At 66.1% G+C, this 17,921-nt stretch carries 24 protein-coding genes; 7 read left to right on the top strand and 17 right to left on the bottom strand.

Annotated elements, in window-relative coordinates; genetic code table 11:
- Positions 1 to 447: hypothetical protein (locus VF992_11045; GenBank protein ID HEX9341687.1), on the top strand; the 447-nt coding region annotated here is incomplete at its 5' end.
- A 2-nt stretch (positions 448 to 449) separates the two neighbouring features.
- On the opposite strand, the gene VF992_11040 is transcribed toward VF992_11045, so the two are convergent.
- On the bottom strand, positions 450 to 1,184 hold the full coding sequence (locus VF992_11040) for a helix-turn-helix domain-containing protein (GenBank protein HEX9341686.1): 735 nt from the start codon (positions 1,182 to 1,184) through the stop codon (positions 450 to 452).
- 104 nt (positions 1,185 to 1,288) lie between these two features.
- On the opposite strand from VF992_11040, the gene VF992_11035 reads away from it, so the two are divergent.
- The 3 genes from VF992_11035 (at position 1,289) to VF992_11025 (ending at position 2,223) form a co-directional block, all read left to right on the top strand.
- Positions 1,289 to 1,552 (top strand): hypothetical protein, encoded by a 264-nt coding sequence (locus VF992_11035; protein ID HEX9341685.1) that lies wholly within the window; start codon positions 1,289 to 1,291, stop codon positions 1,550 to 1,552.
- Positions 1,553 to 1,594: 42 nt separating this feature from the next.
- Positions 1,595 to 1,861 carry an Rdx family protein gene (locus VF992_11030; GenBank protein HEX9341684.1) on the top strand — a complete coding sequence of 89 codons (267 nt, stop codon included), beginning with the start codon at positions 1,595 to 1,597 and terminating at the stop codon, positions 1,859 to 1,861.
- Between the two features lie 95 nt (positions 1,862 to 1,956).
- A complete protein-coding gene (locus tag VF992_11025; protein ID HEX9341683.1) occupies positions 1,957 to 2,223 on the top strand; it encodes a hypothetical protein in 267 nt (88 codons plus the stop codon).
- A 12-nt stretch (positions 2,224 to 2,235) separates the two neighbouring features.
- Here VF992_11025 and VF992_11020 read toward each other — a convergent pair whose 3' ends face one another.
- The 8 genes from VF992_11020 to VF992_10985 all read right to left on the bottom strand — a co-directional run bounded on the left by VF992_11020 (position 2,236) and on the right by VF992_10985 (position 9,747).
- Complete coding sequence (locus VF992_11020) at positions 2,236 to 3,270, bottom strand: zinc-binding dehydrogenase (protein ID HEX9341682.1); 1,035 nt, start codon at positions 3,268 to 3,270, stop codon at positions 2,236 to 2,238.
- A gap of 51 nt (positions 3,271 to 3,321) precedes the next feature.
- Entirely contained in the window at positions 3,322 to 3,618 is a 297-nt protein-coding gene (yciH, locus tag VF992_11015) for a stress response translation initiation inhibitor YciH (GenBank protein ID HEX9341681.1), read from the bottom strand.
- Entirely contained in the window at positions 3,615 to 4,592 is a 978-nt protein-coding gene (locus VF992_11010; protein HEX9341680.1) for a TFIIB-type zinc ribbon-containing protein, read from the bottom strand. Before VF992_11010 ends, yciH begins: the two co-directional genes overlap by 4 nt.
- Positions 4,589 to 4,948 carry a helix-turn-helix domain-containing protein gene (locus VF992_11005; GenBank protein ID HEX9341679.1) on the bottom strand — a complete coding sequence of 120 codons (360 nt, stop codon included), beginning with the start codon at positions 4,946 to 4,948 and terminating at the stop codon, positions 4,589 to 4,591. The genes VF992_11010 and VF992_11005 overlap by 4 nt, the downstream gene beginning before the upstream one ends.
- Before the next feature lie 167 nt (positions 4,949 to 5,115).
- A complete protein-coding gene (locus VF992_11000) occupies positions 5,116 to 6,477 on the bottom strand; it encodes an aspartate aminotransferase family protein (GenBank protein ID HEX9341678.1) in 1,362 nt (453 codons plus the stop codon).
- A gap of 91 nt (positions 6,478 to 6,568) precedes the next feature.
- The gene (locus VF992_10995) at positions 6,569 to 8,071 is read right to left on the bottom strand and encodes a cytosine permease (protein ID HEX9341677.1); all 1,503 of its coding nucleotides are present in this window, start codon (positions 8,069 to 8,071) and stop codon (positions 6,569 to 6,571) included.
- A 46-nt stretch (positions 8,072 to 8,117) separates the two neighbouring features.
- A complete protein-coding gene (moaA, locus tag VF992_10990; GenBank protein ID HEX9341676.1) occupies positions 8,118 to 9,092 on the bottom strand; it encodes a GTP 3',8-cyclase MoaA in 975 nt (324 codons plus the stop codon).
- Positions 9,093 to 9,162: 70 nt separating this feature from the next.
- A complete protein-coding gene (locus VF992_10985) occupies positions 9,163 to 9,747 on the bottom strand; it encodes a GNAT family protein (protein HEX9341675.1) in 585 nt (194 codons plus the stop codon).
- Positions 9,748 to 9,993: 246 nt separating this feature from the next.
- Here VF992_10985 and VF992_10980 point away from each other — a divergent pair, with 246 nt between their 5' ends.
- Positions 9,994 to 10,506 carry a single-stranded DNA-binding protein gene (locus VF992_10980; protein HEX9341674.1) on the top strand — a complete coding sequence of 171 codons (513 nt, stop codon included), beginning with the start codon at positions 9,994 to 9,996 and terminating at the stop codon, positions 10,504 to 10,506.
- Positions 10,507 to 10,711: 205 nt separating this feature from the next.
- On the opposite strand, the gene VF992_10975 is transcribed toward VF992_10980, so the two are convergent.
- The 8 genes from VF992_10975 to VF992_10940 all read right to left on the bottom strand — a co-directional run bounded on the left by VF992_10975 (position 10,712) and on the right by VF992_10940 (position 16,405).
- A complete protein-coding gene (locus VF992_10975; GenBank protein HEX9341673.1) occupies positions 10,712 to 10,942 on the bottom strand; it encodes a hypothetical protein in 231 nt (76 codons plus the stop codon).
- A gap of 145 nt (positions 10,943 to 11,087) precedes the next feature.
- Complete coding sequence (locus VF992_10970) at positions 11,088 to 11,408, bottom strand: Rieske 2Fe-2S domain-containing protein (protein ID HEX9341672.1); 321 nt, start codon at positions 11,406 to 11,408, stop codon at positions 11,088 to 11,090.
- A gap of 39 nt (positions 11,409 to 11,447) precedes the next feature.
- Positions 11,448 to 12,836, bottom strand: coding sequence for a nodulation protein NfeD (locus VF992_10965; GenBank protein HEX9341671.1), 1,389 nt, complete (start codon positions 12,834 to 12,836; stop codon positions 11,448 to 11,450).
- Positions 12,833 to 13,636 carry a slipin family protein gene (locus VF992_10960; protein HEX9341670.1) on the bottom strand — a complete coding sequence of 268 codons (804 nt, stop codon included), beginning with the start codon at positions 13,634 to 13,636 and terminating at the stop codon, positions 12,833 to 12,835. The genes VF992_10965 and VF992_10960 overlap by 4 nt, the downstream gene beginning before the upstream one ends.
- Before the next feature lie 89 nt (positions 13,637 to 13,725).
- Positions 13,726 to 14,013, bottom strand: a complete 288-nt coding sequence (locus VF992_10955; GenBank protein HEX9341669.1) for a hypothetical protein — start codon at positions 14,011 to 14,013, stop codon at positions 13,726 to 13,728.
- A gap of 45 nt (positions 14,014 to 14,058) precedes the next feature.
- A complete protein-coding gene (locus VF992_10950) occupies positions 14,059 to 14,370 on the bottom strand; it encodes a winged helix-turn-helix domain-containing protein (protein ID HEX9341668.1) in 312 nt (103 codons plus the stop codon).
- A 72-nt stretch (positions 14,371 to 14,442) separates the two neighbouring features.
- Complete coding sequence (locus VF992_10945; GenBank protein ID HEX9341667.1) at positions 14,443 to 14,889, bottom strand: hypothetical protein; 447 nt, start codon at positions 14,887 to 14,889, stop codon at positions 14,443 to 14,445.
- A gap of 160 nt (positions 14,890 to 15,049) precedes the next feature.
- Positions 15,050 to 16,405: a M20/M25/M40 family metallo-hydrolase gene (locus VF992_10940; GenBank protein ID HEX9341666.1), complete on the bottom strand. Its 1,356-nt coding sequence runs from the start codon at positions 16,403 to 16,405 to the stop codon at positions 15,050 to 15,052.
- 166 nt (positions 16,406 to 16,571) lie between these two features.
- Here VF992_10940 and VF992_10935 point away from each other — a divergent pair, with 166 nt between their 5' ends.
- Together VF992_10935 and VF992_10930 are read left to right on the top strand one after the other, a co-directional pair.
- Positions 16,572 to 17,093, top strand: coding sequence for a BsuPI-related putative proteinase inhibitor (locus VF992_10935; GenBank protein ID HEX9341665.1), 522 nt, complete (start codon positions 16,572 to 16,574; stop codon positions 17,091 to 17,093).
- Positions 17,094 to 17,279: 186 nt separating this feature from the next.
- Entirely contained in the window at positions 17,280 to 17,909 is a 630-nt protein-coding gene (locus VF992_10930) for an MBL fold metallo-hydrolase (GenBank protein HEX9341664.1), read from the top strand.
- Positions 17,910 to 17,921: the final 12 nt, after the last annotated feature.

Genomic DNA, 17,921 nt, shown 5'->3' with positions numbered 1-17,921 from the left:
CGCATCTTCCGCGGCGGCGTGCTCGACGAGCGGTTCGAGGGCTCCGTCGTCGTGATCGGCCCGCGGTCGACGACGATGACCGGCCTGGTCCGCGGCGACCTGTTCGTCCGCGACAACAGCCTCTGCGACGTCACCGGGATGGTGTCGGGCAATCTGCTCGCGGAGCGCTCGGGGAAGGCCGTCCTGCACGGGCTCGTGACGAAGGCCGCGAAGGCCGCAGGGGGCGACCTCGAGATCTTCGGCATGGTCCAGGGCGATGTTGTGAACGAAGGTGGCCGGCTCTACGTCGATAAGGGAGCGGTCGTCCGCGGGAAGGTCATCGGTCAGACGCACACGGCGCCGCTACCGCCACCGGAGAAACCCGTGACGCCGGCGCCCGCGGTCGCCTCGCCTGCCGGTCCGCCTCCCGCGGCGCCTCCGAAGCCGCCGGCCCCGCCGAGTCCCTGAGCTCACGCGTCCGCGGTCGGCGCGACCGGGGTCTCCGCGAGCGGCATCTTCTCCGCCTTCTTCTCGCCGGCCGCGAAGAGCTGGAGGTACGGGATCAGGTTGCCCATGACCCGGTTCTCCGCCTTCCGCAGATGCTCTTCGTACGTCGAGCGGCTCACCCCGAGGCTCCGGGAGATGTTCTCCGTGGTGACCTCACGCGGCGAGCTGTAGTATCCGTAGCGGTGCGCCTTGAGCAGGGCGTCCATCTGCTTCTGGGTCATGTCGGCGAAGAGGCTGTTCACCCACATCGACGTCGGCAGGACGGTCAGCGGCAATTCCCGCTTCCGGATGAGCTCGGTCGGCCCGCGCTTGTTGAAGTCCCGGAACAGGTCCCGCGTCCGCGTCTCGTCGAACGAGATCACGCGGAAGTGACCCCAACCGTCCTGGAAGATCGCCGGGGGCGCGTCGACGGCCTCGTGGGCCTCCCACACGTTCCATGGGCTGTCCAGGTTCCCGCACGTGCACCGCAGCATGAAGAGCCGGGATTCGCCCGACTCGGCCCAGCTCTCGATGCAGTGGCCCGCCTTCCGGATCTCCTTCTCGATGTCCTTGAGCACGGTTTCATTCCGCGTCGGGACTTGGACGAGCTCCCGGTTCCAGATGCACCACATCGAGATTGGCAGGCCGGGATGGCGGCTCGAGATCTTCATGAACGGATAGTCGTACTGCGTCCGGAACGAGATCTCCCAGAGGCTCATGGCTCCGCCATGCCGCCGGCGGGCCATATAGGTGGTGCCGTCATTCGACGGCCGCCGGAGGCGGGTCAAGCAAGTTCGTCGCGGGCGTCATTCTCCCAACCGAGGTGCAAGACATGTACCTGATTGGACCGAACGACACACGCATCTGGACGGACAGCAACCGCAACTTCACCCTCCGGCAGTACGGCCGCATGGAATACGGCTCGTCGGAAGTCGGATGGATCGTCTCCGCGGCGCTCGCCCCACGGCCGGCGACGAAGAGACGCCCGAGACGCTCGCTCGGGTTGCGACTGCGGTACTTCCTGAACTCCTTCCGCGGCTTCGCCGCCTTCGACGTGCACGGTCACGACGACACGGACCGTGCGTGAGGCGGCGCAGCTTTTTATTCGACCGCGACGTCCATGGACCGGTTGCCCGAGGTCCTTATTCGCTACTGCGTCCCCTGCCGCTATCAAGGCAAAGCGATCCAGGACGCGGACGCCATCCTGAAGGAATTCGGCGAGGAGCTCTCGGACCTCCGCCTCGTCCCGGGCGCCCATGGGGTCTACGACGTCGAGGTAGACGGGACGCTCGTCTTCTCCCTCGACAAGGCCATGCGGTTCCCCGAATCGTCGGAACTGATCCGGACGATTCGATCGAGGATCGATACCGCACCGAGGCGAAAGCCGAAAGCCTGAGTCTCGTTTCGGGGTGGGCTATCCCAACGAGCCTTCGATAGACGGCCGTCAAAGGCGGGTCAATCTCTCTCGCCTCGCGCGTCGTTCTGCCGGGCATGTTCGGAACCATGTATCCGATGTTCGTGCGGGAGAGGGCATTGAGCGAGCGGGTGCGGGATCGCGGCCTGGCGGACTACCTCCGGTGGGAGTACCGGCCTGCGGACCGTGCGAGCGTCGTCCTTTTGGAGCGGGGAGGCGGCCTCTTGCTCCCTCGACGGAAACCACGGCGGCGTGGCTTTGTCCAGCGCATCCGGGCCTGGACGAGCCGGCGGCGGGCGTTGGCAACCAGCACCCGCGAGGCCGAGATAGTCGCGGCCGAGTGACGGCCGCAATCCCTAGTCGATCGAGAGGACGACCTTCCCGAACTGCTCGCCCCGCTCGAGGTACTCGTGGGCCTGGCGGGCTTGATCCAACGGGAAGACGCGGTCCACGACGGGCTTGAGCCGCCCCATGAAGACGAGCTTCATGACCTCCTCAAATTCCCGCTGGTTCGCCATCGTCGACCCGAGGATCGAGAGCTGGCGCCAGAACAGGTACCGCGCGTCGAGCTCGAGCATCGGTCCGGTCGTCGCGCCCGGCACGACGACGCGGCCCCCCTTGCGGAGCGTTCGGACGGAGTCCTTGAACGTCGCCTCGCCGACGTGGTCCACGATCACGTCGACCCCGCGCTTGCCCGTGAGCTCCCAGATCGCCTTGGACCACGGCATCGCCTTGTAATTCACCAGGACGTCCGCACCGAGCGCCTTCGCCTTCTCGAGTTTTTCGTCGCCCGAACTGGTCGTGAAGACCGTGCACCCCGCCAGCTTCGCGATCTGTATCGCGGCGGTCGAGACGCCGGACCCGGCGCCCAAGATCAGGACGTCCTCGCCCGGACGCACCTTCGCGCGCGTGATCAACATACGCCACGCGGTCATGAAGGCGAGCGGCGCGGCCGCCGCGGACGCGAAGTCCATGTCCGTCGGGATCTTGAGGACGTTTCGGGCGGGGACGGCGACCTTCTCCGCGTACGCCCCCGGCAGATGTTCTCCGAGGATCTTGTAGTCGACGCACTCGGAGTCTTCGCCTTTCAGGCAGTACTCGCACCGGCCGCACGAGATCCCCGGGTTCACGACGACCCGGTCTCCGGCCTCGACGTCCGTGATGTCCGATCCGACCTCGGCGATGTCGCCGGCCGCGTCGGCACCGAGGATGTGCGGGAGCGTCAGCTTGAGCGTCGGGATCCCCTGCCGGACCGCCAGGTCGAGATGGTTCAATGCGGCCGCGTGCACGCGGACGATCACCTGGTCCGGCCCCGGGACGGGATCCGGATGGGCCCGGTCGAGCTCCAAGACGTCCGGACCGCCGTAGCGAGTTACGACGACGGCCTTCAGCGGACCACCTGCAGCGCCGCGAAACGGAGCCGTCCTAGATAAGGGGCGCCGTCAGCGGACGTTGTAGCCTTTCGACTGGAGCAACTGCACGACGTCCTTGCGATGGTCGCCCTGGAGCACGATCACACCGCCTTTGCCGGATCCGCCGGTCGCGAGGCCTTTCTTGAGCTCCCGGGCGAGCTTCTCCGCCTCGTCCGGTTTCGACTCCAAGCCTCGCACGACGGTCACGGCCTTCCCGTAGCGGCGCGTATCCATCTCGACGGACAACTGGGTCGTCTCGCGGCCCAGGTCCTCGCAGACGCAGATCTCCTTGGGCAACCCGCAGGTCGGGCAGATCCCCGCGATCAAGCCGCCTCCAATGGGTTCTCCTTCTCGGACAGGAAATCCTTCAGCAGACGATAGTGTTTTCGGATGGTGACCTCGCTCACGCCCGTCAGGCGGGCGATCTGAGCCTGCGTCAGCGGCACGCCGAGCTCCTCCGACGCCAGGTAGAGCGCGCCGGCCGCGATGCCCACGGGGGAGTTCGCCTCGAGGATCTTCGAGTCGCCCGCCTGGGCGATGAGCGCCAACGCCCGCTCGCCCACGGACCCGTCCAGGCCGAGCTGGGACGCGAACCGGGGGACGAAGTCGTCCGCGCGCGACGGCCGGCTGAACACGCCGAGCTCCCGGCCGACCACCTTCGCCGTCAGCGAGATACGGTGGATCGTCACGCCCGTCTCCTGCGCCAGCTCGTGCAGGCCGCGGGGCGCGCCGAGCTGCTTCGACGCCAGATAGACGACGGCGGCGACGATCGCGTCCATCGAGCGGCCGCGCGACAGCCCCGCCTCGATCGTCCGCCGGAGCAGGATCGCCGCCCGCTCCCGGAACGCGGGCGCCAAGCCCATGCGGGCGGACAGGCTCGAGAGCTGCGCGAGGCCCGGCGCCAGGGCCCGCTCCGTGCGGTCGTACCGCGTCCAGCGGCTGACCCGCCGGAGCCGATTCAACGCGGCCACGCTGCGGGCGTCGATCGGGTTCCCCTTCGCGTCCCGTAAGCCGTTGCCCACCATAGAACCGAGCCCCTTGTCCGGCGCCATGACGGACGGAGGCGGGCCTGCCCGGATCCGGTCGTCGCCCTCGAACGTCGTCCAGTCGGGGCCCAAGTCCACGAGGCCCTCGTCGACGACGAACCCGCAGTTGTCGCAGACGCGCTCCCCGCGGACCGGGTCGACGTAGAGGGCGTAGCTGCCGCAGTTCGGGCAGCGCGCGGTATCGGGCCCCGCCTCGGGCTCGAGCTCTCTCTTGAACGTCAAGTCTTTCTCGTGCGTCTCTGTGAACTGACTCATTGCGTCACCTCGCGGGACCGTCCATCCATGACCCACCGGGCCGCCCACCGCTCCAGGTCTCGGATCATCTCGTACAGGCCCTGGCCCATCGGCGAGAGGCGATACACGACCGCGACCGGCCGGTTTTGGTGGACCTTCCGCTCCGCGATCCCCGCGTCCTCGAGCTCTTTCAGCGTCTTCGCGAGGGAACTCTGGCACATGCCGGTCGCCACCCGCAACTCGTTGAAGCGCTTCGGGCCGGAGAGGAGGCCGTGGAGGACCGTCAGCTTGAGCTCGGAGCCGATCACCTCGAATGCGGTGATCGCCGCGCAGCCGGGCCCCTCGCAGGGACCCTCGTGGTCCTCTTCCTCGGCCATGGATTTCGGTTTCCGCAATAGTATATGTGCGTCCGTGGGTATATATGGTTTCGTTTTAGTACCACGTTTCTAGTAAGAACCTAGTGCGACTTGAAAACGGATTGGCCACCGGTCGAGGACCGGCCGGCCCGGAGCCGGCGGGTGATGAAGACCCTGCTCTCCCCGCCTCAGGACGCTTTCCCCGCGAGCGCCAGATCGAGGCTGTCTTCGAGCAAGTCGAGCGCCTTCGCCATGAGCGGGAGAGGGATGTTGATCGGCGGTAGCAGGCGGATGCAGTTGTTGAAGAATCCCGCGGTGAGCAGCATGACGCCGTTGCGGAGCCCCGCCAGCTGGACGGCGCGCGCCAGGTCCGCGTCCGCCTCCTTCGTCCGGCGGTCCCTCACGAACTCGAGGGCCCACATCGCGCCGATTCCACGGACCTCGCCTACCCGGTCGTGGCCCTCGTAGATTTCGTTCAGGCGCTTGCGAATGAGCGATTCGAGCTTCTTCGTCCTCGGCAGCGCTTTCCGGATCACGTCGATCGACTTGAGCGCTGCGGCGCAGACGACCGGATTGCCGCCGAACGTCCCGCCGAGGCTCCCCGGTCCCGGCCGGTCCATGAACTCCGGCTTTCCGGTGACGCCGCCGAAGGGCAGGCCGCCCCCGACCGCTTTGCCGCTGACCAGCACGTCGGGCACCGTGTCCCAGTTCTCGATCGCCCACATCCTCCCGGTCCGGCCCATGCCCGCCTGGACTTCGTCATCGACGAGGACGATCCCGTGCGCGTCACAGAGCCGGCGGAGCAGCGGGAAGAATTCCTTCGGAGGGACGATCATCCCTCCCTCCCCTTGGACCGGCTCCGCGAGGATCGCGGCGACGCGGCCCGCGACCTCCGGTTGGGTGATGAGCCGCTCGATCTCCTCGACGCGCGCCTTCGCGCACTCGGCGGGAGGAAGACCCTGAGGGTCCCGGTACGGGTATGCGTAATCCGCGAGGATCACTTCCCGGACGAGCGGGCCGAAGCCTTCGCGGTATGGCTTTTCCTTTCCGCTGAGACTGATGTCGAGGAGGGTGCGACCGTGGAACGCGGTCTTGAAGGAGAGCAGCCACGCCCTCTTCGTCGCGGCGCGCGCGATCTTCACCGCGTTCTCGATCGCCTCGGATCCAGAGTTCAAGAAAATCGACTTCGTGAGGCCCGGTGGGCAGATCTCCGCCATACGCTCCGCGAGGTCTGTGTACGGTCCGTACGTCGCGACCATGAACGAGATGTGCGTCAGCCGGTCCAGTTCGTCTTTCGCGGCCCGCATGACCGAAGGCGGACGATGGCCGGCAGTCTGGACCCCGATTCCGCCGCCGAGGTCGACGTAAACGTTCCCGTCCGCGTCTTGGACGAACGGGCCTTCCGCCACCGTGATATCGACCGGGAGGGCGACCTTCACGGCGTTCGTGACGAACTTCTCTTTCCGTGCCAGGGCGGCCTTGGATTTCGGCCCCGGCGGGACCGCGACGATTTTCGGCCCGCGGAGATTCTTCGTCGAGTGTCTGGCCATGGGATCGGGACTCGGTCGACGTACTTGGACGGCTCTCGAGGGAAAGGGATAGGAAGGACGGAATATAGGCTTTCCACCGCTCGACCTGGAATCAGCCCGTCGTCTCGATGAGGCGCTTTTCCCGGAGAGCGCGCAGGTTCCTCTCCCACGCCGATCGACCCCAGAGGGAGTACACAACGATGACGAAGAGAATCGTCGGCAAGGCTGCGGAAATCGTCTCCCGGAGGGCCGGGAAACCGAACGCGACAGTCCAATAGACCGCGGTCCCGCCCAAGAGCGTGACGACCGCGGGCCAGTTCCACCCGCCGCGGTACCAGTAGTGGCCCCCTTCCTGCGCAAACAGGTCGTCATGGTAGCGGCGCCCCTTCACGAGGAAGTAGTCCACGAGCGTCAGGGTCCACAGCGGCACGACAATCGCCCCGAGAAAATCGAGGAAGAAGATGTACGTGAAGACGAAGTTCGTCTCGAGCAGCGGGAGGAGCGCCAGCGGGACGACGATCACCGCGGACAGGAGGAGGAGTCTCCGCATCGAGGCTTTCCACCGGGTCGCGATGTTACTGATTCCGAGCGCGGACGCGTAAATGTTCCCCGCGTTCGTGGAAATCGTCGCGAAGAGAATGATCAGGTACGCCCCGAGGCCGAACCCAAGCTGCGTCGCCTTGAAGCTCGGGTCTGAGATCGCTGCGAAATTAACGGAGCCGGCGGGGCCGCTGGCGAGGAACGCGACCGTCATCAGCGCGCCGATGGAGAAGAACCAATACTGGGCGAGGGAGGCGCCCGCGAACGGCCCCCAGGTCCCGGCTCGCTTCGATCGGGCGAAACGGCTGAAATCACCAATGAACTCCCAGGTCCAGTTGTACGCAATGAGGAGATCCAGCAGCAGAGGGAACGTCAGGGTGTAGGTGAACCCGGTCCCGAGTGCCCCGGCCGAGAAGGTGAAGGAGAGCGGGTTCGCGGGCCGCCACGCCCAGAGCTGCCCGAAGTCGAAATCCTTCAGGACGATGTACGATGCGTAGACGCCGAGGACGACGAGGGCGACCGTCGAGGCCCAATTCAGATATCGGATTGCCCGATGGCCGGCGGTTGCGAAGAACCCCTGCAAAAAGCAGATGAGAAGGATCGACGGCACGAGGTAGTAGTTGATCGGCGAACCGGGAACGGATTGGAACGCATCCGGCCAGCCAAGGGCTAGGCTGAACACGAACGACATGGAGATCGCGGCGATGAAAACATTCACCGCCGCCCATCCGTAGCCAAAGAAGAGATAGAACACAGAGGGGAGCTTGCTCCCGCGCAAGCCGAACGCCGGCCGAAGAAGGGACACCGAGGACGCGCCTTTGTCCGCGGCGATGTAGCCGATGAGCGCCCATGGAATGAACGTGATTGTCGACACGAGGAAGATGAGGACGAACGCACCCGGGAGGCCGTACGCCCCGGTCATGTAGCCGCCGTACAGCCAAGCGGCTGGGAGCGAGGCCGCGGCGAACCATAAGGCGAACTGGTCCCATCCGCTGAATGCGCGGGCCTCCGCCGGAACCTGGTCCGTCGCTTTGTACTCGGCCGCGATGACGTCAAGGCCCTTGAAAACCTTCACGCGCGCGACGCATCTCGCAGGGCTATTTGAGGATTCGGACCAGGGCTCAGGAAGCCGTGAGCGTCGGAAATTCACTCGGCACGGCGGCCTTTGGATCTCGCCGCGGGTACTCCTTCACGTACGCGCCGTAGTACGGTACGCGGTTCGCCACAACCCGCCGGAACGCGTTGCGCAGGCCGTCGTTGTCGAGGCCCCGGGTCGGAATCAGGTCGTCGTTGCGGTTCAGGCAGCCCTTCAGTTCGCCGGCATGCGTCATGCGGATGCGATGGCAGTTCATACAGAACTCCGCGTTGTACACCGGGTCGACGACCTCGACCTCGGCTCCGTTGAAGATGTAAATCCGACGGTGGTGCATCTCCCGCACCAGGATCTTGTCCGCGCGGCCCTCGAGCCACTTCTTGAGCGCGTCGATATCGACCATCCACTCCTGCTGGCCGACGAGTTCCGGCATGAACTGGATCAGCTGGAGCTTCAGTCCATCCCCATCGGAGATGTACTCAATCATCCGCGGGATGTGCGGGAGCGTCTGCTTGAAGACGACCATGTTGAGCTTGACCGGCTTCAGCCCAACACGGAGCGCTTCCTGGATTCCCCGGAGGACAGGCGCGAGCTCCCCCTTCCGAATGTCTCGGAACGCCGCCGGATCGAGCGAGTCGATCGAGATGTTCACACGCTTGAGTCCCGCGGCCCGAAGGGCTTCGGCACGCTTCGCGAGCATCGACCCGTTCGTCGTCATCGAGACGTCCGGAATCTGCCGGACCGCACGGTCCACGATGTCCTCCATGTCGAGACGGACGAGCGGCTCGCCGCCCGTGAACTTCACGCTGCGTATGTCGAACTCGCGGGCGATCCGCAGGAGTCGCTCGATCTCCGCGACCGACATCTCGTCCTCGTGCGGCATGCGGGGCTTCAGGATCGGCCCGAGGCCCTCGTCGTGACAGTAGATACACCCGAAGTTGCAGCGCTTCGTGACGCTCACGCGGATGTCGGTGACCTCGCGGCCGAACGCGTCCGTGAGCAAGGCATCCGAGGATGCCGCGGTTTCGCTAAATACTTGATGCAGTCCCTCGCTTCCTCCGGCGGAAGCGCGATCAAGCCGACCGGTTCGGGCTCCCTAACGCGACCGCGCCAGCCTCGTATTCGTTGCGGAGGAGACCCAGCCCGATGCTGTCGTGGAATCGATCATCGAAGAAGACGGAATCGCGGACTCGGCACTCTTCCTTGAAGCCCATCTTCCGCGCGAGCGCGAGGCTGGCCGCATTCTCGGCGAACGTCCACCAGACCACTTTGTGAAGGTTCAGCTGAGCGAACGCTTCGCGGAGCAGGAGTTGCACGACCTCCGTCCCGAATCCCTTTCGCCATCGGTCCTTCTCCCCGACCGCGAGGCCGAGGTCCGCCGCGTGGGTGACGCCCTTGTGCTGCCAGTCGTGGAGGGTGAGCCCGGCCCAGCCGATCGGCTTCCCGCTCTCCCGTTCGTCGATCATGTAGTCCCGCCCGTGAGCCTCCTCCCCCTTCAGGATCTTCTCGTATTTCGCTTCCAGGGCGACGAGGGAGGTGGTGTGATCGGGAAACGATCTCGCCAGACGCATGATGTCTTCGTCGTTCTGCCACTTGTGGAGGAACTTCAGGTCCTCGCGTTCGATCGCTCGGAGGACGACCTTCTTCCCGGTGAGCACGCCCTCGCCCGTCCGGAAAGCGCGGTCCCGGCTATTAGAGACCGCGGCCCGCCCGGAGCGGGCGGCCGTGCTTGCGACGCGGATCGTTCCGGATCGCGCGTGGGCGGCCGGGTGACCTTGACTCCCGAACGTTTTTATAGGAGCGACCCCTAGAGCGGTTCGGCCCACATCGTCTGAATTCGCCTGGTTACGGTTTTTCCCGGCCATTTGCGACTCTGGCGCCTTGTGTCGGCAGAACGTGAGAACATGGACAAAACAATGACGAAAGTCAAGGACCTGACCCCCACGACCAAGCAGGTAAACGTCTTGGTCAAGGTCGTCGGGTTGAGCGAAGAGAGAGAGATTACGTCGAAATTCGGCGAGGCACGAAAGCTCGTCGAAGCGACGGTCGGGGACGAGACCGCAACGGTGCTCCTGACCCTCTGGAACGACCAGATCGGCCAGGTGTCGAAGGACGAGACGCTCCTGATCGACAACGGCTACGTGACCCTCGTGCGCGGACACATCCGGCTGAACGTCGGGAAGTACGGCACGATGACGAAGTCGGACCAGGCGATCGGGGAGGTCAACACGGCCCTCGACGTCAGCGCGGTCGAGTACGAGCGCGAGCCCCGCTACCGCAGCGGCGGATACGGCGGCGAGCGACGCGGCGGCAGCGGCGGAGACCGGCAGTTCGAGTTCGGCACCTTCGGCGGCAGCCGAAGCGGCGGTGGCGGACGCGACCGGGACCGGAAGGACCGCGGTCGGCGCCGATTCTGAGGTTCACCACTTTCTAATGCCCGGCCCGTTGGGCCGGGATCCTCTTTTTCGCCTAGGAGAAGGAAGGATTCAACGTCAATTGACCATTGTTGCGTCGTGGCCTACCCGCTGACGCAAGAGCCTGGAGTCGCTTGCGCCGTCTTCCAGGACGGGCTCTCCCCGATGCCCTTGCGGGCGAGCTAGGGCTCCGAGGCCGCTGCCGCGGCTACCTCCTCCGGGGCGGCCGCCGGTCTTCGGACCGCTCGGGCACCTGATACAACCGTTCCGGCTGTCGGACGGCGAGTCGGCCGTTCCAAAACGCCCGTGCATTCTCTTCCGTCACCTCGACGTGCAGTACGTCGAGTTTCGCCTTCATCAGGTTCCGGAACTTCTGCCGCTTCGCCTTGTTCTCCTCGTTCCACATGCGCGTGAACTGTTGATCCTTGTCGTCGGCCATGCGATCACCGCCTCATCGCTCGGGGAGAACGCGCGCCGGGGCGCGGAGCGGCCGACTCGGTTCATCGCGGGAAGGTGAGGACGCACGACCCGAGGAGGGCCTCGCACATAAGCCTTTCTCGCGAGAATCGGAACGCGATGCGCCTTCAGTACGTGAACGTCACGATGAGATCGTCGCCGACCGCTTCGACGCGATACGCGGTGAGCGGGAACTTCGCGGGCGCGTCCTTCGGCTGACCCGTCGACAGGTCCCAGGCCCCGTTGCAGTCTTTGCAGCGGATCGTGAGCGCATCCGGATCGACCAAGCCGTCCGTCAACATCGCCCACTTGTACGTGCACGCCGCATCGACGCAGAAGAAACGGTCGCCCAGGCGGACGACGAGGATGTCGTAGCCCATGATCTCGAAGTGCTTCTTGCCGCCGTCGGGGACGTCCTCGACCTTGCACAGGTTGACGTCCGTGTCCATCGCGCGGGGCGAACCTCCGTCGGGCCTTAAGGTTTGGGGCTACGCGGCTTTGCGCCGCAACAGGGAGGCAAATCGCTGTCGAATCGGCGCCGGAGCGGGAGGCGGCGGGGGGCTCGCGGCCACGTGCAAGGTGATGCCCTCGATCCCGTGGATGTAGACCTTGGCATCGGCCGGCTGGTCTTGATCCGACAGCGCTTGCCAGAGCTCGCCGCGCGTCCGGACGTACCCCTTCTCCCCGGCGCGCAGTCCGTCGACGACCGTTGCGCCCTCGCCGATCATCTCACCGACGCGCGGCTTCTGACGCCGGACTTGCTGCACCTTGTAGACCGCGAAGAGGAGGAAGCCGCCGAAGAACCCTGTCGGGGTGAGGAGCGATGCGAGGAAGACGACCTGGTAGTCCGGCGACACGACGAACCGCGGCGGGCGAAGCGGCGCGAGGAACGCGGCCGCCAAGATGATCGCGATGATGCCGCCGATGCCGAACACGCCATGGCCGGGCGTCTTGACCTCGATGATGATCAGGACGACGCCGACGATGAACAGCAGGAGGGCGATCGGATCGACGCTGAACCCGAGGCCGATGAGGGCGAGGAGGAGGATGATGATGCCGGCAATCTCCGCCCCATGGCCGGGCGTGGTGACGCCGAAAATGACGAGGTAGATGCCCAGGATCAGGAGGAGGGACGCGACGAGCGGGTCGGAGAGAATCTCGAGCAGGCGAACCCGCGCCGACGGACTGAACGTCACGATCTCCGCGTTCGCCGTCGCCAGGGAGAGGCCCTTGTACACGGTCGTCCGGCCGTTCGCCAAGTCCGCGAACTCGGAAGGGCTCGAGGCGACCAGCTCGGTCGCGCCGACCGCCTGCGCCTGGGTCGCGTTCAGGTTCAGGTTGTCACGGACGAACGCGTCGGCGAGGGTTACGTTCCTCCCGTTCAGAGACAACTCCTCGGCGATGGCGCCGACGACCGCGTTGATGATCTTCTCGTCCGTCACGGGAACGACGCCGCCGGGTCCGACTTCGACGGGCTGAACGGATCCGATTGTCGTGCCTGGCGCCATCGCAGCGAGATCCGTGGATACGAGGAGGATCGTCCCCGCGCTCCATGCGTGCGCACCGGCCGGCCCGACCCAGCCCAGGATCGGGACGTCCCGGGCGTTGTTGAACATCTCCGCGATGGCGACCGTCTCCGCGAGCCCGCCGCCCGGTGTGTCGAACCGAATCATCAGTGCGGCGTACTGTCTGACGCGGGCTTCATCGATCGCCTCTTGCAAGTAGTCGACCGTGGAGCGATCGATTGCGCCGTCCACTATGGCGAAGAGAATCTGCGGCCGTTGGGCTCGCGCTGCGGGCGATAAGGCGACCAAGAGGATCGGCGCAAGGGCGATCAGCAGGACGATCCGTGCCCGCCGTGTCGATGCGGCCTTCACTCTTTCTTCTCTCCCCCTTTCTTCGCAAAGGCGGCTGTCAAGGAGGCGACCTCGCCCGTGATGTCCCCCGCCGCGGTCGTGTTCGTGACGACGATCATGTTCTTCTCCCGCGCGATCTCCGTGAGGGTCTGCAGTTCCCGCAGGCGCATCGCGGACGGCGCGGAGCCGTACAGCATGGCGGCCTCCCGCATCTTCTCCGCCGCCTGGAACTCGCCCTCCGCCATGATGACGCGCGATCGCCGCTCCCGCTCCGCCTCCGCCTGCTTCGCGATCGCCCGCACCATCGTGTCCGGCAGGGAGACATCCCGCAGGGTGACGGCCGAGACCTTGATCCCCCACGGCTCCGTGGCGATGTCGAGCAGGACCTGAATCCGCTTGCTCAGCTCCTCCCGCTTCGAGAGCAGCTCGTCGAGCTCGACTTGGCCGAGCACGTCCCGCAGGGTCGTCTGCGCGAGCAGGTTCGTCGCCTGGACGTAGTTCTGCACCTCCGTGACGGCCTTGAGCGGGTCGTAGACGCGGTAGTAGACGACCGCGTCGACCTCGACGGAGACGTTGTCTCGCGTGACGACGCGCTGCCGTGGCACATCGAACGCCACGACGCGCAGGTCGATCAGCACCCGACGGTCGAAGATCGGGATGATCATCGTCAGGCCGGGCCCTTTCGGCTGGGGGAGGAGCCGTCCGAGACGGAACACGACGAGCCGCTCGTACTCCCGGACGACCTTGACCGCCGATCGCAGGATCACGAGAACGAGGATGATCGCGAGTACCGTCGCAAGGATGAGTTCCTCTCCCGCCATGCCCCACTACCCCGATGGACAACGCGCGCTCGGCGAATAAAAGCGTTGGCCGGGCAAGCCCCGGGGACGGGCCGACGTGGGCGTTCTCGCTAGCGGGTCGCGGTCCACAGCATCGCGCCGAGGCCGACCGCCTCGAGCGCCCCGATCCCGAGGAGGTACGGGTCCAGCGCCCTCGGCACGACGTCCATCATCGTGCCGAGGGAGTAGACCATGAGGAGGTTGTGCGCGAAGAACGCGGCCGCGAAGAGGAGGAGCGCGAGGCTGAACGGGGCCTTCGTCCGCGCGTACACGCCGCGGTACACGGCCAGCAGGACTGCGGCGAGGACGACGTTTGCCGTGCTGACGGCGAGGCTGCCCAACATCAGGAAACTCGCCATCGACCCACCCCATTCACGCGCCGGACATGGACGTATCCCACAATCTCACCCGAATCGCCCTCCCGGAGGTTTCGTCTTCTCGCGGATCGCCTCGAAGATCGCGTAGTTGCCTTCGAGGTAGGGCGACAGGAAGTAGGGGGCCGCGTACGCGTCCCCGACCGGCCGGGTGATGAGCCCGTTCTCCTGAAGGAGGTCGAGGTGATGCCGGATCGTGCGATAGTCGAGGGCGAGCGCCTCCGCGAGCTGGTTCGCGTTGTACGGCCGCTCGTGGAGCGCCTCGATGATCCGTGCCCGGTTGAACCCGCCGCGGGTGCCGGCGATCAGATACCAGAGGAGCTGTCGGAGCGCCGCGCTCACGGACCTCGGGCGGAGAACGACGCCGCCGAATAAATACGGTCCCGCAAAAAAGGAGAGAGGCCCGCGTCACGCCTAGAGCGTGAAGAGCGGGCAGAGCACGTACGACACCGGGGTGTTGGAGATCGTCACGTGACCGCCGGCCGCGGCCGCAAGGACGTCCGCGTCGTTCGTGAACTGCATCGGAGCCATGTCCACGAAGGTCACCGAGTACACCTGCCACCGGCCGCCCCGGTAATCGGAGTCGCCCGGCAACGAGTTCGTGACGGAGATGAGGCCGGGGCCGAGCGAATAGAGCACGTTGAAACTCTGCTCGGGACCCGGCTGCAGCGTCGTCGGCACGAACGTCGCCCACAATACGTCGTCCCCATAGATCCGTCCCGCCGCTCTCTCGGGCGCCGCCGCGGACGCGACGCCCGCGAGGAACGCACCACCGAGGACGGCCATGACGAGGACGGCCACCATTCCTGTCTTCCCTTGCATGTTGTTCACCTTGGGCGGAATCGCCCATCGGCGGGCCACGGGATCGGCGGTAGAACCGGCTTGCGCAAGATGTGCGACAAGTCTCACCCGAATTGCGCCCGATTCTCCCGCGGTCGTACCTCCACTTAGAGGTACGAACCGATCGGAGGCTCGCCGTGCCGGACGGGATCCCGGGCCCACGGGGACCGTGGCGGACGCCTCAGAACCGACCCATCATCGCGGCCATGTGCTTCGCGCCGCCGATGAAGTCGGGGATGCGGAAGTGCTCGTTCGGCGCGTGGTAGTTCGAGCCGTCGTACGAGACGCCGGGGCCGGAGATCGACGGCACGCCGACGACCTCGTTGAAGAACCCGTGGGCGGAGGCGCCCGGCGACCATGGCCAAACTTCCGGCTCCCGCCCATAGGCGTCGACGGAGCCCTTGATGGCCGCCTTCACGACCCGCGCGTTCATGGGGATCGCCGCGGCCTCGAGCGCCTCCTTCGCCGGCGAGAGCTCGATGTCCTCGAAGCCCCTCGCCTTCAGGTGGTCTCGCAGCTTCGCGAGCTGCCGCTCCTGCTTCATGTTCGGCACGAGTCGGAAGTCGATCTTCGCCTTCGCGACGGCCGGGTTCACCGTCTTCGTCCCTTCCTCGATGTACCCGCTCACGAACCCGCAAATCGTGCACGTCGGCGAGTAGATGAGGCGCCGGAGCAGGTCGAAGTCGCTGCCATCCCCCACGAACCCCGAGACGCCCCAGAACTCCTTCAGCGCCTGCGCCTGGAAGCGGCTCGCCTTCAGGTAGCGCAGTTCGCGGGCGGTCGGGCGGCGCGCGTCCTCGTACCATCCGGGCACCTTGATGCGGCCGTTCGGATCCCGGAGCGTCGTGAGCGCCTGGATCAGCCGCCACGCCGGGTTCGGCGCGATCGCCGCGTACGAAGAGTGCTGGTCCACCTTCGCGGTGCGGCTCTTCATCTCGACGTACAGGATGCCCTTGCACCCGAGCTCGATCTTCGGCGTGCCTTCGTGCAGATGGTCGCCGCCCTCGATCGTCGCCCCGTCCGCCCGGAGGAGCTCCTTGTTCGCGTGCACGAACGAAGCGAAGTGCGGGCTGCCGACTTCCTCCTCCCCCTCGACGACGAACTTCAGGTTGATCGGCGGCCGGCCCTCGACCGCCCGCCACGCCTGGACCGCGAGGATCTGGATCATCAGGTTTCCTTTCGTGTCGGCGCAGCCGCGGCCCCAGAACTTGTCGTCCTCGATGACCGCGTCGAACGGGTCCCGCTTCCACTCGTCAAGAGGGTCGACCGGCTGGACGTCGTAGTGCTGGTACATGAGCAGGGTCGGCTTCCGCTCGTCGACGACCATCTCACCGTACACCACGTTCGGGCCGCCGTCGGTCGGGTATTCGCGGACCTCGAACCCGTTCTCCGCGAGGAGGCGGTGGACGAACGCGGCCGTCTCGGGCTGGGCGCGCTTGTGGGCCGAAATCGTGGGAAACCGGACGTATTCCTTCAGGGTTTCGAGCGCCTTGCTCGTCCCCGATTCCACCTGGAGAAGCACATCTGCGAGAGCCATGCCAAATCCAGCCCCATGAACGCGGGAGGCCTTAAGAACCCGAGCGGTCGCCGCCATGCAGCGCGACGCTCGCGGGCTCGATCCACCGCGCGATCCGCCAAGGATTTATTTGCCGTGAGCGCCATGCAAAAGTCGGCTCCATCCGGCCGAGCCACGGGGGATCCGGTTGAAAAACGAACGTCTCATCGTCATCCTCGCCGTGACCATCGCGGCGGTCGCCGTGTCGGTCGCGGCCATCGCCGCGTTGGCCCTGTCGTCCCTCGTCGCATCCATCCCGCCCAGGACTGGCACCTCGGACGACGTTTCCTTCGACGTCTTCACCGACAAAACCGAGTATGCGCCCGGGGAGGTCGTGCACATCACGGCGGTCCTCCACAATAATGCCTCGGTGCCCGTGACCGTGACGCACGGCGACAGTTGCGGGGACCGCACGTTCATCGAAGACGCCAACGGCACGATCGTCTGGGTCGACCCGCCGGTCGAAACCAATTGCCTCCAGGTGATCGTCCAGACGACCCTCGCACCCGGAGAGACGAGAACCTCCCACGTTGACTGGGACCAGACGGACCTCGCTCACGGTCCGGTCCCTGGGAACCAGTCCTATCGGATTCACTATTGGGCGGGTGTGGTCAATCTCAGCATCGAGGGCGATACCTGGATCCACATCCGCGCGGCGACCGGAGCATGAGCCGTGGGACGGCGGGACGTTCTCGGCCCATCCTGACAGAGGGGTCCGCGGACCCGTCCCCGACGGACGAAGCCGACCTCGGCCTCCTCCATGCGGACTCGCGGTGCCTCGGCCGTGCATTCGATCGAAGGCATCTGCGCGAAAGGCATATGTCCGCGAACGGGTGTCCGCTCCGCAGGTGAGACCATGGAACTCATGAAAGGCGCCCACGTGATCGAGAGTTACGCGACGACGACCCTCCTCATCGACGACCGCCTCGTGCTCATCGACACGTCCGCGGACGCGGATGCGGGAAAGGTCATGGACTACCTCGCGAAGGTGAAGGTGAAGCCGTCGGATCTGTCGACGATCTTCGTGACGCACACGCATCCGGACCACGTCGGCGGGCTCGCGGCGATCAAGAAGGCCTCGCCCGCGAAGGTCGCGGCGCATCGCGTCGAGGCGGACTTCATCTCCCGCAAGCAGACGTACGGCGGGCCGGGGGGCCCCCAGCGCCATCCGGGCACGCCCGTCGACGTCCTCCTGGAGGACGGCCAGATGCACGACGGGCTGCGGGTCATCTTCACGCCCGGCCACACGCGCGGGAGCATCTCGCTCCTCGATGAGAGCCGGTCCCTCCTCGTCGCGGGCGACGCGGCGAACAACGAATCCGGGCTGAAGACGATGGACGACCGGTACAACGTCGATCCGAAGCAGCACCGCGAATCGATCAAGAAGCTCGCGACGCTCCACTTCGACACCGCGATCTTCGGCCACGGCGAGCCGATCAAGGGCAACGCGAGCGCGAAGTTCGCGGACCTCGCGAAGCATCTGTAGGCGTCGCCGCGG

This window comes from Thermoplasmata archaeon (genome assembly GCA_036395115.1).
In the GTDB taxonomy this organism is placed as follows: domain Archaea; phylum Thermoplasmatota; class Thermoplasmata; order RBG-16-68-12; family RBG-16-68-12; genus RBG-16-68-12.
Note: the sequence above shows the minus strand (reverse complement) of the source record. Positions and strands in the feature narration are given on the sequence as shown.